General features: G+C 35.6%; 12 protein-coding genes, 1 pseudogene and 1 riboswitch. Of the genes and pseudogenes, 1 reads left to right on the top strand and 12 read right to left on the bottom strand.

The window, feature by feature from the left end; translation table 11 throughout:
* Window positions 1–199: 199 nt before the first annotated feature.
* From H8909_RS10660 to H8909_RS10615, 10 genes are all read right to left on the bottom strand, one after another.
* Entirely contained in the window at window positions 200–742 is a 543-nt protein-coding gene (locus tag H8909_RS10660) for a TetR/AcrR family transcriptional regulator C-terminal domain-containing protein (RefSeq protein ID WP_238928272.1), read from the bottom strand.
* Between the two features lie 85 nt (window positions 743–827).
* Complete coding sequence (gene purB, locus H8909_RS10655; protein WP_187012821.1) at window positions 828–2,207, bottom strand: adenylosuccinate lyase; 1,380 nt, start codon at window positions 2,205–2,207, stop codon at window positions 828–830.
* Window positions 2,208–2,210: 3 nt separating this feature from the next.
* Complete coding sequence (locus H8909_RS10650) at window positions 2,211–5,966, bottom strand: phosphoribosylformylglycinamidine synthase (RefSeq protein ID WP_187012820.1); 3,756 nt, start codon at window positions 5,964–5,966, stop codon at window positions 2,211–2,213.
* Window positions 5,967–5,975: 9 nt separating this feature from the next.
* Window positions 5,976–7,226 (bottom strand): phosphoribosylamine--glycine ligase, encoded by a 1,251-nt coding sequence (purD, locus tag H8909_RS10645; protein ID WP_187012819.1) that lies wholly within the window; start codon window positions 7,224–7,226, stop codon window positions 5,976–5,978.
* An 11-nt stretch (window positions 7,227–7,237) separates the two neighbouring features.
* Window positions 7,238–8,761, bottom strand: coding sequence for a bifunctional phosphoribosylaminoimidazolecarboxamide formyltransferase/IMP cyclohydrolase (purH, locus tag H8909_RS10640; RefSeq protein WP_187012818.1), 1,524 nt, complete (start codon window positions 8,759–8,761; stop codon window positions 7,238–7,240).
* Complete coding sequence (gene purN, locus H8909_RS10635; protein ID WP_022424500.1) at window positions 8,758–9,348, bottom strand: phosphoribosylglycinamide formyltransferase; 591 nt, start codon at window positions 9,346–9,348, stop codon at window positions 8,758–8,760. The genes purH and purN overlap by 4 nt, the downstream gene beginning before the upstream one ends.
* Window positions 9,342–10,367, bottom strand: a complete 1,026-nt coding sequence (purM, locus tag H8909_RS10630; protein ID WP_022424499.1) for a phosphoribosylformylglycinamidine cyclo-ligase — start codon at window positions 10,365–10,367, stop codon at window positions 9,342–9,344. The genes purN and purM overlap by 7 nt, the downstream gene beginning before the upstream one ends.
* Before the next feature lie 21 nt (window positions 10,368–10,388).
* Window positions 10,389–11,096, bottom strand: coding sequence for a phosphoribosylaminoimidazolesuccinocarboxamide synthase (gene purC / locus H8909_RS10625; protein ID WP_006506992.1), 708 nt, complete (start codon window positions 11,094–11,096; stop codon window positions 10,389–10,391).
* 15 nt (window positions 11,097–11,111) lie between these two features.
* Window positions 11,112–11,600: a 5-(carboxyamino)imidazole ribonucleotide mutase gene (gene purE, locus H8909_RS10620; protein ID WP_006506993.1), complete on the bottom strand. Its 489-nt coding sequence runs from the start codon at window positions 11,598–11,600 to the stop codon at window positions 11,112–11,114.
* Window positions 11,601–11,679: 79 nt separating this feature from the next.
* The gene (locus H8909_RS10615; protein WP_187012817.1) at window positions 11,680–13,350 is read right to left on the bottom strand and encodes a formate--tetrahydrofolate ligase; all 1,671 of its coding nucleotides are present in this window, start codon (window positions 13,348–13,350) and stop codon (window positions 11,680–11,682) included.
* Window positions 13,351–13,465: 115 nt separating this feature from the next.
* Window positions 13,466–13,546: riboswitch (ZMP/ZTP riboswitch) on the bottom strand.
* 90 nt (window positions 13,547–13,636) lie between these two features.
* Between H8909_RS10615 and H8909_RS10610 the strand changes: the two genes are divergently transcribed.
* Window positions 13,637–14,155: a flavin reductase gene (locus tag H8909_RS10610; RefSeq protein ID WP_187012816.1), complete on the top strand. Its 519-nt coding sequence runs from the start codon at window positions 13,637–13,639 to the stop codon at window positions 14,153–14,155.
* Between the two features lie 89 nt (window positions 14,156–14,244).
* Here the strand turns inward: H8909_RS10610 and H8909_RS13645 are convergent, their stop codons facing one another.
* Entirely contained in the window at window positions 14,245–14,667 is a 423-nt protein-coding gene (locus H8909_RS13645; RefSeq protein WP_255465894.1) for a group II intron maturase-specific domain-containing protein, read from the bottom strand.
* A 63-nt stretch (window positions 14,668–14,730) separates the two neighbouring features.
* Window positions 14,731–14,952: pseudogene (locus H8909_RS13640) on the bottom strand (reverse transcriptase domain-containing protein); the annotation flags it as partial.
* Window positions 14,953–15,077: the final 125 nt, after the last annotated feature.

Here is a 15,077-nt window from a genome sequence, read left to right as displayed (position 1 = left end):
TCATCGATATTACCTCCGGCAAGATAATATCAATAAAATGAAAAAGGACAAAATAATTATGTAGGTTTTCCAACATTCTTATGTTGTCTTTTACCTACATTTTTATTTTATCCTTAGCAGTTCTTTACATACCGTCCATTATTTTCTCCTAAGTAGCAATATATTGCACGAAAGTTTATTTAAATTGAAAAAAGAGATCTTATTTCAGATCTCTTAATAGTTCATCTAACTTTGGTGGTAATGCTTCTATCAGCATATCAGCTAATTCTTCAGGTTTCAACTTATATCCCCCTGTTGCCCACTCTACTGTCATAGTAATAGATCCATGACAATACATTTCTAATAAAAATTCTATATCTGGTGGGATATTATCACCTAGTTTTCTCTTAATAATATTCTGATAGAAAGTGAGAATACAATTATAATCATAGTTTTCTACATTATTATAATCTTTAGATTTAAATGCTTCTTTAAAGAATACCCTATCGTTATAAATAAATTGGAACTTCTTAATAAGCCCTTCTCTTAATGTTTCACTATTACCAATCTGTAAGAAAGACTTATCTGCCAATACTTCAAAATACCAGTTCACAAGATCATATTTATCACGAAAATAACGGTAAAATGTCTGTCTAGTCTTACCGCTCATTTCCACAATATCAGTCACTGTGATCTTATCAAGAGACTGATGATTCATCAATTGTTTGATGCATTCTGCAAATACATATCGTGTATCTCCCAAGATTCTCACCGCCTTTTGTAACATTATAACAAACCTATCTCTAAAAATAAAGAAGACAACCCCAATAGAGGTTGTCTCTTAATGATTAAAGTTCGATATCACAAAGTTCTGAAGCTAAACCAATGTATGAAGCAGGTGTCATATCTAATAAAGTCTGACGATCTTCATCACTTAACTGTTCTAAGCTCTTTGCGAATGCCTGAATATCTTCCTGAGAAATATTCTTACCACGAGTTAAGGCCTTAAGTGTATCATAAGCATCTGGTACACCATATTTTCTTAACATTGTCTGGATAGGTTCTGCAAGAACTTCCCATTTTTCATTTAAGTCTTTTGCAAGCTTTTCTTTATTTACAACACACTTAGCTAAACCACCAGTTGTTTCAGAAATAGCCTGTAATGAATATCCGAAGCATAATCCTAAGTTACGCTGACTTGAAGAGTCTGATAAGTCTCTCTGCATTCTTGACTTAGGAAGCTTGTTAGATAATGCAACACATAGATTATTTGATAAATCAATGTTTGCTTCAGAGTTTTCAAAACGGATTGGGTTAACCTTATGAGGCATAGTTGAAGAGCCAACTTCACCCTTAACAGGAATCTGTTTAAAGTATTCCATTGAGATATATAACCACATATCTACATCTAAGTCAGCCAATACATTGTTGAAATGACGGATACCATCTAAGATATGACAAGTATAGTCATGAGATTCAATCTGAGTAGTTAATGGATTGAATGTAAGTCCTAAATAGTCTTCTACGAATTCCTTATTTAATGTAGGCCAATCTTCGTTAGGGAAGGCTGTTAAGATAGCACTGTAGTTACCAGTTGCCCCATTGAATTTTGCTTTAATCTTGACATTTTCAACGTTTTCAATACTAGAAAAGAAACGATAAGCATAGACTTTGAATTCTTTACCAATAGTTGTAGGTGTAGCAGGCTGTCCATGAGTATGTGCAAGCATTGCATCATCCTTATGATCTACTGCTAATTTATTGATCATTGAAGCAAATTCTTTAGCTGCAGGTAACCAAACATCCTTTAAGCCATGTTTAATCATACATGCATATGATGTATTATTAATATCTTCAGAAGTACATCCGATGTGTACATAACTTTCTAAATGTTCATAACCTAAAGCTTTAAGTTTTTCATCAATGAAATATTCTACTGCCTTTACATCATGTCTTGTAACAGATTCGATTTCTTTAATTCTCTTGAAAGAATCAAAGTTGAAATCCTTAGAAATCGCAAGAATATCATCTACCTTGTTAGGATCAACCTTGTCTAAAGTTTCTGTATGAAGGTGATCCAACTGGAACTTCAACCACTGGATTTCTACAAACACTCTATACTTAACAAGTGCATATTCACTGAAATAATCAGCTAACTGATCTTTAATCTTGCCATAACGTCCATCTAGAGGACAGAGTGTCATACTTTCAAATTCTAATTTATCCATTCGTTATTCTCCTTTAAAATACTTCACGCCGGCTTCAAATAACTTCTGATCCATTTCACCGTAGATGTTAAGGTCTCTGTTTTCACCCTGACGTTCAGAATGACCCATCTTACCTAATACTCTACCATCTTCAGAAACGATACCTTCAATACCATACATAGAACCATTAGGGTTATATGGAGATTCCATAGTCACATTTCCATTTGGATCAACATACTGGAATGCTACCTGACCATTATCAATTAACTGATCAAGCACTTCCTTAGGTGCAACGAAACGTCCTTCACCATGAGAAATAGGGATAATATGTTCATCACCTAACTCTACATTAGCAAGCCATGGAGACTTCACGCTAGATACTCTTGTAGTCACCATCTGAGATAAGTGGCGTCCAATTGTATTGAATGTTAGAGTAGGATCATCTTTACTCATATCCTTAATATGTCCATGAGGAAGTAAACCAAGTTTTACTAATGCCTGGAATCCATTACAGATACCAATCATCAAGCCTTCACGATTGTCTAATAAATCATCGATTGCAGCCTTTAATCTTGGGTTACGTAATACAGTTGCAATGAACTTACCTGAACCTTCAGGTTCATCACCAGCTGAGAAACCACCTGGTAGCATCATGATCTGTGCATTATGGATTGCTTCTTCTAATTCATCAACAGACTTCTTAATATCTTCTTCTGTCTTATTTCTAATAAGAACAAGCTGAACCTTTGCACCTGCTTTTTCAAATGCACGTTTAGAATCAAATTCACAGTTAGTTCCTGGGAATACAGGAATAACAACATTGACTTCATCATACTTCTTAGAAGCAAACATCTTGCCTCTTTCATTGCAGTCACCAGTACATACTTCAGTAGTAGGTGCTTTTGCTGTAGTAGGATATACAGATTCTAATGGTGCACAGTTGATTTCATATGCATCATCAAGTGTCACTTTCTCACCCTTATATGATACAGCCTTTTCTTCATTTGTAGAAGCAATAATACGAATATTTTCATATCCTGCAACAACTTCAGCGCTGTCTACTTCTACAATGATATGTCCAAAGTTCTTTTCAACTAAGTCATTAAGTGTTAAAGCATCATCAAATGCTACACCAATTTCATTACCAAATGCCATCTTATAAACAGCTTCAACTAAACCACCGTCTTTAACTGTATAAGCTGAATAAGCCTTTCCAGACTGAATTAAAGCTTCTACAGCATCAAACTGTTTTCTTAAAGTTTCAAAATCAAATACATGGAATTCATCCTTTGGAAGCATAAATTCTACTAATACATGTCCTGCTTCTTTTAATTCAGGAGTGATGACTTTGTGTACATCTCCACCAGTAATCGCAAATGATACTAAAGTTGGAGGAACATCTAAGTCTTCAAATGAACCTGACATAGAATCCTTACCACCAATTGAAGGTAATAATAATTCTTCCTGAGCACGATAAGCACCAAGTAATGCACTAAATGGTTTACCCCATCTCTTAGGATCATTTAATAACTTTTCAAAGAATTCCTGGAATGAGAAACGGATTGTATGCCATGTACCACCCATTGCGATGATCTTTGCAACAGATTCTACAACTGCATTGATTGCACCATGATATGGTGACCATTCAGAAATAAGTGGGCTATAACCATAACTCATTAATGAACATGTAGTTGTTTCTTTTCCTAATACTGGAATTAATGCAGCCATACCTTCAGTTTCTGTACGGTAAGTCTTACCACCAAATGGTGAAAGAACAGTACCATTACCGATGGAAGAGTCAAAACGTTCTACTAAGCCCTTCTGAGAAGCTGTAGATAAACGTGATAATACTTCTTTAGTTGTTTCAGTAAAGTTTTCTTTTGCTTCTGGATTGAATGGTGCCTTATCAAAATCAGGTAATTCTACATGGATATCCTGATAACGTTTAGCTCCTGCTTCATCTAGGAAGTCTCTAGAGATATCTACAATAGTATCTCCCATATATTTCATAGTTAAACGGTTCTTATCTGTAACTGTTGCCACCTGTACAACTTCAAGGTTTTCATCATGAGCAGCCTGGATACAGAAGTCTTTATCACATTCATTGATGACAATAGCCATACGTTCCTGTGATTCACTAATTGCAAGTTCAGTACCATTTAAACCTTCATATTTCTTTAATACTGCATCTAAGTTAATATCAAGACCAGGTGCTAATTCACCAACTGCAACGCTGACACCTCCAGCACCAAAGTCATTACATCTTACAATCTTCTTAGAGAATTCTTTATTTCTAAATAATCTCTGAATCTTTCTTTCTTCAACTGGGTTACCTTTCTGTACTTCAGCACCAGCAGTTTCAGTAGTCTTTAATTCATGTTTCTTAGAAGAACCAGTGGCACCACCAATACCATCACGACCAGTACGTCCACCAATTAATAAGACAATCTGCCCATTTTCAGGAATTAATCTCTTAACCTGTTCTTCTGGTGCAGCTGCAACTACAGCACCTAATTCCATTCTCTTAGCAACATAACCCTGATCATATACTTCATGTACAAAACCAGTTGTTAAACCAATCTGGTTACCATAAGAAGAGAAACCATGAGCTGCTTCTTCACAGATCTTTCTCTGTGGTAATTTACCAGGAAGTGTATCTTCTAATTTCTGACGAGGATCACCTGCACCAGTAATACGCATTGACTGGTAAACATAAGCACGACCTGATAATGGGTCACGGATTGCACCACCTAAACATGTAGCAGCACCACCAAATGGTTCAATTTCAGTTGGATGGTTATGTGTTTCATTCTTAAACATTAATAACCAATCTTCATCACCATCAGTTGTATGAACCTTTAAACGAACTGAGCAGGCATTGATTTCTTCAGATACTTCCATATCATCCAAATAGCCACGCTTTCTAAGTTCTTTCATAGAAATAGTTGCAAGATCCATTAAAGTAAGTGGTCTCTTTGTATCTACACCATAAATAAGATGACGGCTTGCTTTATATTTTTCTACATCTTTTTCTAAGATTTCTTTAAATGCACCACTTGCGATATCAATATCAGTAATAACTGTCGCAAATGTAGTATGACGACAATGGTCTGACCAGTAAGTATCTAATACTCTGATTTCAGTTTCTGTAGGATCTCTCTTTTCTACATCTCTGAAATAATTCTGAGTTACTTTTAAGTCATCGAAGTTCATTGCAAGACTCATCTTTTCAAGTAATGCTTCAACTTCTTCATCAGTGAAACCAATAAATCCTTCAATCACTGGAACCTTCTTAATTTCAACAACAGCATCATTTAAATCTGCTGGCTTTTCTAAAGACGCTTCTCTAGAATCAACAGGGTTAATTAAATAATGTTTAATTGCTGGTAATTCATCACTAGAAATACCTTCGATTACAATAAGCTTTGCACATTTAACCTTAACGCCTTTTTCACCAGTTAATAACTGGAAGCACTGTTCACAGGCATCTGCTCTAGCATCATACTGTCCTGGAAGATATTCAATCGCAAAACTTACAGCTCCTTCTGGAATTGCATATTCTTCACGATATACTTCATCTACCATTGGCTCAGAAAGAATAGTAGGAATACCTTCTTCTAATACTTCTTCAGTAATACCCTGAAGATCATAACGGTTGACAACTGTTAAGTTAGAAACGTCAGTTAAACCAAGTCTTGTCATCAAATCATGTTTGATAGAGTCTGCTTCAACCGCATTTTCTTTTCTTTTTTCTACATAAACGCGATAAACTTTAGCCATGTTATCCTCCTAATGTAAGCCAATATCTTTACGCATATACATGCCATCAAAATGAATGTTTTCAATTGCATCATAGACTTTCTTTCTTGTTTCTTCAAGGTCATGTCCTAATGCACAAACATTTAATACACGTCCACCATTTGTGACGATTTCATTGTTTTCATTACGTTTAGTACCTGCATGGAAGACAACGATATCTTCTGGAAGATGATCTAAACCAGTAATGACTTTACCCTTTTCATAAAATCCAGGATAGCCTCCACTTGCAAGAACAACACATGTTGCCTGTTCATCTTTCCACTTAACATCTACATCTTTTAATGTATTTGTAGCACATCCATACATCACTTCATATAAATCACTTTCAAGTCTCATTAAGATAACCTGAGTTTCAGGATCACCAAAACGAACATTGAATTCTAATACCTTTACATCCTGATCCTTGATCATTAATCCAATAAAGACAACCCCACGATAATCCATATGATCTTCATGTAAGCCTTTCATGAATGGGTCAAGAATCTTTTCTTTGAAAGTCCCTTCCATACCTTCAGGTAAAAATGGGTTAGGTGATACAGTTCCCATACCACCAGTATTTGGACCTTCATTATTATCATAAATCTGTTTATGGTCTTTTGCAGATACCATAGGTACGATAGTATCATGGTCTACAAAACATAATAGAGAACATTCAAAACCAGTTAAGAATTCTTCTAAAACAACCTTCTTACCAGCATCACCAAAAGCACTGCCATCAAGCATCACTTTAAGTTCTTCTTTAGCCTGCTCTTTAGTTTCACAGATGACTACACCCTTACCTGCTGCAAGACCATCAGCCTTAACAACAACAGGAAGATCAAAAGCATCTAATGCTTTAACAGCTGATTCATAATCAGTCACTTCTTCATACTTTGCAGTAGGAATATTGTGCTTTTTCATGAAATCCTTAGAGAAGGCTTTAGAACCTTCAAGAATAGCTGATTCTTTTCTAGGGCCAAATACTTTGTGTCCTCTTTCTTCTAAATAATCAGCAAGTCCCATACATAATGGTACTTCAGGACCAATAACAGTTAAATCAATACCCTTTTCTTCAACAGTCTTTAAGATAAAAGGCATATCTTCTACACTACCTGGAATACATACAGCATCCATACCAGGATTACCAGGAATAGCATATAATTCAGTAACATGTTTACTCTGTTTTAATTTCCAGGCAATTGCATGTTCTCTTCCACCACTACCAATAACAAGAACCTTCATATAACGCCTCCTTAGTGTCTAAAATGTCTATAACCATTGAATACCATTGTCATATCATGTTCATCACAATAGTCAATAGATTCCTGATCACGAATTGATCCACCAGGCTGTACAATAGCCTTAATACCTGCTTCATCAGCCACCTGTGCACAATCACTAAATGGGAAGAAAGCATCACTTGCTAATACAGCACCATGGAAATCCTTATCAGGATTATTATGAATTGCATTTTCTAATGCCCAGATACGTGAAGTCTGTCCTCCACCAACAGCTAAAGTACATCCGTCTTTCACTAGTACAATTGCATTAGACTTAACATATTTAACAACCTTTAAACCAAATTCCATATCAGATAATTCAGCTTCTGTTGGCTGCTTTTTAGTCACTACTTTCATTTCATCAATAAGCTTAGTATTTAATTCCTGAACAAGTGCTTTACCTTCAAGATACTTAATATCATACTTAGCATCACGTGCATCAAGATTCTTAAGCTTTAATAAACGTAAGTTCTTCTTCTTTTCTAATACTTCTAAAGCATCATCATCAAAATCAGGTGCTGCAATGATTTCTAAGAAAGTCTTCTTCATTTCTAAAGCAGTTTCCTTATCAATCTTATAGTTTACAGCGATGATTCCACCAAAGATAGAAGTTGGATCACCTTCATAAGCACGCTTATAAGATTCATAACCAGTCTTACCAATAGCAACTCCACAAGGTGTTGAATGCTTAATTGCAACAGTCACTAACTGATCACCAAATTCTCTTACGCAGGCAACTGCACCATATAAGTCATTTACGTTATTGAAAGAAATTTCTTTACCATGTAACTGTTCATAATCTAATAAAGAATGCTGAACATATGGATCAACATAGGCATTTGCACTCTGCTGAGAGTTTTCACCATAACGCAAGTGATCTGTCTTCTTTAATGAAATATTTAAGATATCAGGGAATTCATCATGTACCTGATCAGCGAAATAACGAGAAATCATTGCATCATAGCTGCCTGTTAAGCTATAAGCCTTATAAGCAAGATTCATTCTGAATTCAAAATCAGTCTTATCTTCTCTAATAGCTTCTAATACAGCATCATAATCTTTTGGATCAGTAACAATCAATACATCCTTGAAGTTCTTAGCAGCAGAACGGATCATTGAAGGTCCACCGATATCAATGTTCTCAATCATTTCAGCCATTGGCTTACCAGCCTTAAGCGCTTTTTCAAACTCATAGAGATTACAACAAACAAGATCAATAGGTGTAATACCCATTTCTTCTACAGTCTTGACATGTTCTTCTACATCTCTTCTAAATAGAATACCACCATGTACTTTTGGATGAAGTGTCTTAACTCTTCCATCAAGAATTTCAGGGAAACCTGTCACATCATCAATTTCAATAGCTTTTACACCTGCTTCTAATAGTTTCTTATATGTTCCACCAGTAGAAACAACTTCAAATCCTAATTCTTCAAGACCTTTCGCAAATTCAACAATACCTTCTTTATTTGTAACTGATACTAACGCTCTTTTCAACTGATCTTCACCCTTTCATTTTCTACAGAAACACGTCCTTCACAATATAAAGCAACAGCTTCTGGTAAGATTTCATGTTCGATTTCTAAGACACGTGCCTGAATATCTTCAGGCGTCTCTAAATCTGAAATATCAACTGCTCTTTGTAAGATGATTGGTCCACCATCCACTTCTCCAGTAACGAAATGAACAGTCGCACCTGACACCTTTACGCCTCTTTTAAACACAGCTTCATGGACATGCATTCCATAGAATCCAGGACCACAGAAAGATGGAATAAGTGAGGGATGAATATTAATAATACGATTCTTATATTGTTCAATCAGCTTATCTCCAACAATAGCAAGATAACCGGCTAATACAACAACATCAATCTTTTCTTCTTCAAATCTCTTTAAGATCTCATCTTCATCCTTGATCCATTCTGCCTGAATACCATGAAGACGGGCTCTTTCTAAACCGTAAGCCTTCTTACGGTTAGAAATAACCAGACGGATCTGTCCATTGATTTTTCCGGCTTCACACGCATCGATGATGGACTGAAGATCAGTTCCACCACCAGATACGCATACAGCTATGTTTAGCATAATTCTGCTCCCTTTTCACCTTCAGCAATATAACCTACTTCATAGCTTTCATAGCCAGCAGCATTAATTGCTTCGATAGTCTTTTCAACATCTGCAGGATCAACAGCAAGAACCATACCTAATCCCATATTGAATGTGTTGTACATCATCTTTTCTTCAACGTTTCCTGCTTTTGCAATTAAGCCAAAGATAGGAGGTACTTTATAGCTGTCCTTCTTAACAACAGCCTTTACACCATCAGGTAACATTCTAGGAAGGTTTTCATAGAATCCTCCACCAGTAATATGGCTGCATCCTTTAACCTTGATGCCAGCATTCTTTACGCTCTTTAATGCTTTTACATAAATCTTAGTAGGGGCAATTAATGCTTCACCTAAAGTAGTACCTAATTCATCATAATAAGTATCTAAAGATTCTTTAGTCATTTCAAATACGCTACGTACTAAAGAGAATCCATTACTATGTACACCAGTAGATGCAATACCAACTAAAGCATCACCAGGCTTGATTGTAGAACCATCAATAATATCTTTCTTATCTACAACACCTACTGCAAAACCAGCTAAATCATAATCATCAACAGGCATTAAACCTGGATGTTCTGCAGTTTCACCACCAACAAGGGCACATTCAGACTGAATACATCCTTCAGCAACACCCTTAACGATAGTCGCAATCTTTTCAGGATAATTCTTACCACATGCAATGTAATCAAGGAAGAATAGAGGTTCTCCACCTGAACAAGCAATATCATTCACACACATTGCAACTGCATCAATACCAATTGTATCGTGTTTATCCATTACAAAAGCAAGTTTTACCTTTGTACCACAGCCATCAGTACCAGATAAAAGAACTGGTTCTTCCATATCCTTGATCTTGCTTAAATCAAAAGCACCAGCAAAACCACCAATACCACCAAGTACTTCTGGTCTCATAGTCGCTTTAACATGCTTCTTCATTAATTCTACTGACTTATAACCTGCTTCAATGTCTACTCCAGCTTTTTTATAATCCATGTTTCTTCATCCTTTTATCTATTATTTTTCCATTCTTGCAAGAACTGCTTTATAAGTTTCAATTAAATCTCCGATATCCTGTCTGAATACGTCTTTGTCATACTTCTTATTAGTATCTACATCCCATAAACGGCAAGAATCTGGTGAGATTTCATCAGCTAATACGATTTCGCCTTCTTTAGTCTTACCAAATTCGATTTTGAAATCTACTAGCTTTAAGTTTAATCTTAAGAAGAAAGCCTTAAGTAATTCGTTGATCTTTAATGTTTCAGATTTGATAGTGTTATATTCATCTCTAGTGCAAAGACCTAAAGCAACAGCGTGGTCTTCATTGATTAATGGATCACCATATTCATCATTCTTATAACTAATTTCAAAAATTGGTTCTGCTAAAACAACACCTTCCTTAGCACCAAGTCTCTTACAGAAAGAACCTGTTGTAATATTACGTACAATAACTTCTAGTGGGAAGATTTCTACTTTCTTAACTAAATCATCAGTATCATTTAACTTTTCAATCATATGAGTCTTGATACCAGCTTCTTCTAACATATCAAAGATAATACCTGAAATAGTGTGGTTTAATACACCCTTACCAGCAAACTGATCATGTTTTACACCATTACCTGCAGTTGCATCATCTTTATAATGCATTAAGATAACATCTTCATTATCAGTTGCAAAAATTTCCTTAGCTTTTCCTTCGTACATTAATTCTTTCTTTTCCATTGTTGTTTTCTCCTCTTATCTATATTTTTCTGAAATTTCGTTATTTGTATCTAAGCAGGCTTTTTCCATAGCCTGACGGTTGTTCTTTAATTTTTCACTTAATTCTGGATATTTGATTGCCATGATTTCAAGTGCTAACCAGGCAGCATTCTTAGCACCATCAATTGCAACTGTTGCAACTGGGATACCAGAAGGCATCTGGACAATTGATAATAAGGCATCCATTCCATCTAAACTTGCACCTTTAATTGGAATACCAATAACTGGTAACACTGTCATAGAAGCAACGACACCAGGTAAGGCAGCAGCCATACCAGCAGCTGTTAAAATAACATCTGTTCCATTGTTGTTGCATTCTTCTACAAATTCACTCAATGCACGATGTGCACGGTGTGCAGATAAAGCACGTACTTCAACATCTACGCCATATTCTTTTAATATAGCAATTCCTTTTTCTACCTTTGCTTCATCAGAGGCAGAACCCATAATTACTGCAGCTTTCATTTCAGTCCTCCATTATTTTCATTATGACTTTCATGATCTAGGTGCTCAGAGGCCTTTCACCTAAACTTGACCTCAATTATTAGAATAAACCAGTAATCTTACCTTCTTCATCAATATCCATATTATTAGCAGCTGGTACTTTTGGTAAACCTGGCATACGCATAATATTTCCAGAAATAGCAACTAAGAATCCAGAACCAGTATTTGGAATCAAGTCATTGATTGTTACCTTGAATCCTTCAGGACGTCCAAGTAAAGTCGCATCATCTGATAAAGAATACTGAGTTTTCGCAACACAAATTGGTAAATCACCTAAGCCCTGAGCAGTGAACTTCTTAATCTTGTTAGCTGCCTTTTTAGTGAAGACAACATCATCTGCACCATAGATTTCTTTGGCGATTGTCTTGATCTTTTCATCAATAGGCATATCTAATGAATAGATAGGTGCATAATGAGATTCTTCTGTTTCAAGGATATTTAATAGCTTGTTAGCAAGATCAATGCCTCCTTCGCCACCCTTAGCCCATACTTCAGAAATAGATACTTCAACATTTAATTCCTTACACATATCATCTAATAGCTTTAATTCAGCTTCTGTATCTGTAGGGAAAGCGTTAATAGCAACTATACAAGGTAAACCAAACTTTTTGATGTTTTCAATATGTTTAGTTAAGTTACCAATACCCTTCTTTAATGCTTCAAGGTTTTCAGTACCTAATTCTTTCTTATTAATACCACCATGCATCTTTAATGCACGAACAGTCGCAACAATGACAACTGCATCTGGATTTAAACCAGCCTGACGACACTTGATATCTAAGAACTTTTCAGCTCCTAAATCAGCACCAAATCCTGCTTCAGTAATGGCATAATCACCAAGTTTCATAGCAAGCTTTGTAGCCATGACTGAGTTACATCCATGAGCGATATTGGCGAATGGACCACCATGTACAAATACTGGAGTATGATCTAAAGTCTGTACAAGGTTAGGCTTGATAGCATCCTTTAATAATAAAGTTACAGCACCAGTTGCATGAATATCATCAACTGTGACTGGTTCACCATCATAATTATAAGCAACAATCATTCTTGCGGCTCTTGCTTTTAAATCTTCAAGAGAAGTAGATAAACATAAGATACCCATTACTTCACTTGCAACACTAATATCAAAACCATCTTCACGAGGAACACCATTTGGTTTACCGCCTAAACCAACAACAATATGTCTTAAAGCACGATCGTTTAAGTCAACAACTCTCTTCCATACAATCTGTCTAGTATCGATATTCAAAGGGTTACCCTGCTGAATAGAGTTATCAAGCATTGCCGCAATCAAGTTATTTGCTGAAGTGATGGCATGAATATCACCTGTGAAATGAAGGTTAATATCTTCCATAGGAACAACCTGGGCATATCCTCCACCAGCTGCACCACCTTTAATACCAAAGCAAGGGCCTAAACTTGGTTCACGCATTGCAACGATAGATTTCTTACCTAACTGATGTAATGCCTGTGATAAACCAATCATTGTAGTTGTCTTACCTTCACCTGCAGGTGTTGGGTTGATTGCAGTCACAAGAATTAATTTACCATCTGGATTATTTTCAACTTTCTTGATAGTTTCTAAAGAGATTTTTGCTTTATATTTACCATATAATTCTAAATCATCTTCAGTGAGTCCAATCTTTTCTGCCACATTTTTAATTGGCTCCATGACTGTACTCTGTGCAATTTCTACGTCTGTTAACATTTTTTTGTTTTTCCTCTCTTTCAGGTTATTTTCTTTCAAAACAATTATATACTAATCCAGTACCTGCATGCTTTCTTTTTTTTTGAAAAAACAAAAAAAGAGCCTACTAAGTCCAGGACGTTGCCCAGACGGTCGGCTCTTCAAGAAATTATACTCCATGTGGTTAATTCCACTTCCGTCAGTCGTATAATACAGTTGTAGTGTATCAAATAACCTATTGTTTGACAAGCACAAATTTGATTAAATAGTGGCATAAGTCTATAATAAGAGAACGGAGGTAATGACTATGTTTAAAGAAATAGATGTAAAGACATTTGATTTAGAAATATTCAATAAATTGAACAAAGAATGGGCACTACTTAGTGCAGGTAATAAAGACGCATTTAATACTATGACTATTTCATGGGGCGAGATGGGTACATTATGGAATAAGCCAGTGATGACTTGTTTTGTAAGACCACAGCGTTATACAAAGGAATTTATAGATTCTAATGATCAAATGACTCTTTCATTCTTTAATGGAGAACATATGAAAGATTTAACAGTATTAGGTAGAGAATCTGGACGTGATGGAGATAAGATTGCGAAGACTGATTTAACACCTACATTTATTGAAGGTCTTCCTACATTTGAAGAAGCAGACATTGTCGTTGTGGGAAAGAAACTCTATGAAGATACAATCAAGCCTGAATGTTTCTTAGATGAAACACTTGTGGATAAGAACTATCCTAATAAAGATTTCCATACAATGTATATCTGTGAAGTTGAAAAAATCTATAATAGAGTAGACAAGAAACAATGTTAATATTGGATTTAATTATTATTTCTGTGCCTCTCATTGCACCGTACGTACGGGTCTCATATACGGCGCTACATTTATATGATAATTTCAAACTAACTTAGATAGTAGTTAAGAGGATTGACCAAACCTGGTCTATCCTCTTTCTTAATGGCTAGAATCTTGGGACTAAGTAGAAAATTGACTACATGGCCATTGGCCTGTCTGTATAGACCTAGCCTAGTGTTTGCTACCGAAAATATTTGTTCATCTGTAAAGTGACAACTGAGTTTCTTATTCAGTTTCTGTAGATTAATATATATTCTTTTTGGTTTCTTCCATTGTTTAAGAATGATAACTCTGATTTTATGGCGAAGCCATTGACCAAAGACATCAACGAAATATTTCATCATACCTATTCGATAATAGTTAATCCACCCCACTACAATCTGATTGATTCTTTTGAATGTGACTGCAATAGGGCGTGCAATTCCTATCCTTCTAATAAGTTCTCTTCTACATTTATCGTAGAGTTTCATCTTGCTCTGATTGGAAGGCTTGCATTTCCATTCACCATTCCTTTGGAGGTAGGTGAATCCTAGAAACTTGCTTTCGGGTGGTCTGACCACCTTAGTCTTAGTAGCGCTGACTTTAAGAAATAGTTTCCTTTCTAGCCATGAAGTGACTGACTTCATTACTCTATTTGCACTCATTTCGCTCTTGACGAAGATATTGCAGTCATCTGCATATCTTACAAAGCGCAGTCCTCTATATTCCAATTCCTTGTCAAATTTATCTAAATAGATGTTAGAAAGGATTGGAGAAAGTGGACCTCCTTATGCGGACAAAGATATTATGCCGAGTTAATTTGAAATATCCTTTAATAATCATAAGGTTTTCTTTATTTTCTCGGCATAATGCATCACACTTTAAATAGAATTATAGTTCT

The sequence above is a fragment of the Catenibacterium faecis genome (genome assembly GCF_014306455.1).
Classification (GTDB): Bacteria; Bacillota_I; Bacilli_A; order Erysipelotrichales; family Coprobacillaceae; genus Catenibacterium; species Catenibacterium mitsuoka_A.
This window is presented reverse-complemented; position numbering and strand designations above follow the sequence as displayed.

Bases quoted from the DNA above. Each gene is read 5' to 3' on its own strand.
- H8909_RS10650 (WP_187012820.1), bottom strand. From the start codon at position 5,966: ATGGCTAAAGTTTATCGCGTTTATGTAGAAAAAAGAAAAGAAAATGCG.
- purC (WP_006506992.1), bottom strand. From the start codon at position 11,096: ATGGAAAAGAAAGAATTAATGTACGAAGGAAAAGCTAAGGAAATTTTT.
- purD (WP_187012819.1), bottom strand. From the start codon at position 7,226: ATGAAGGTTCTTGTTATTGGTAGTGGTGGAAGAGAACATGCAATTGCC.
- purB (WP_187012821.1), bottom strand. From the start codon at position 2,207: ATGGATAAATTAGAATTTGAAAGTATGACACTCTGTCCTCTAGATGGA.
- purE (WP_006506993.1), bottom strand. From the start codon at position 11,600: ATGAAAGCTGCAGTAATTATGGGTTCTGCCTCTGATGAAGCAAAGGTA.
- H8909_RS10610 (WP_187012816.1), top strand. From the start codon at position 13,637: ATGTTTAAAGAAATAGATGTAAAGACATTTGATTTAGAAATATTCAAT.
- purN (WP_022424500.1), bottom strand. From the start codon at position 9,348: ATGCTAAACATAGCTGTATGCGTATCTGGTGGTGGAACTGATCTTCAG.
- H8909_RS13645 (WP_255465894.1), bottom strand. From the start codon at position 14,667: ATGAAACTCTACGATAAATGTAGAAGAGAACTTATTAGAAGGATAGGA.
- purM (WP_022424499.1), bottom strand. From the start codon at position 10,367: ATGGATTATAAAAAAGCTGGAGTAGACATTGAAGCAGGTTATAAGTCA.
- H8909_RS10615 (WP_187012817.1), bottom strand. From the start codon at position 13,350: ATGTTAACAGACGTAGAAATTGCACAGAGTACAGTCATGGAGCCAATT.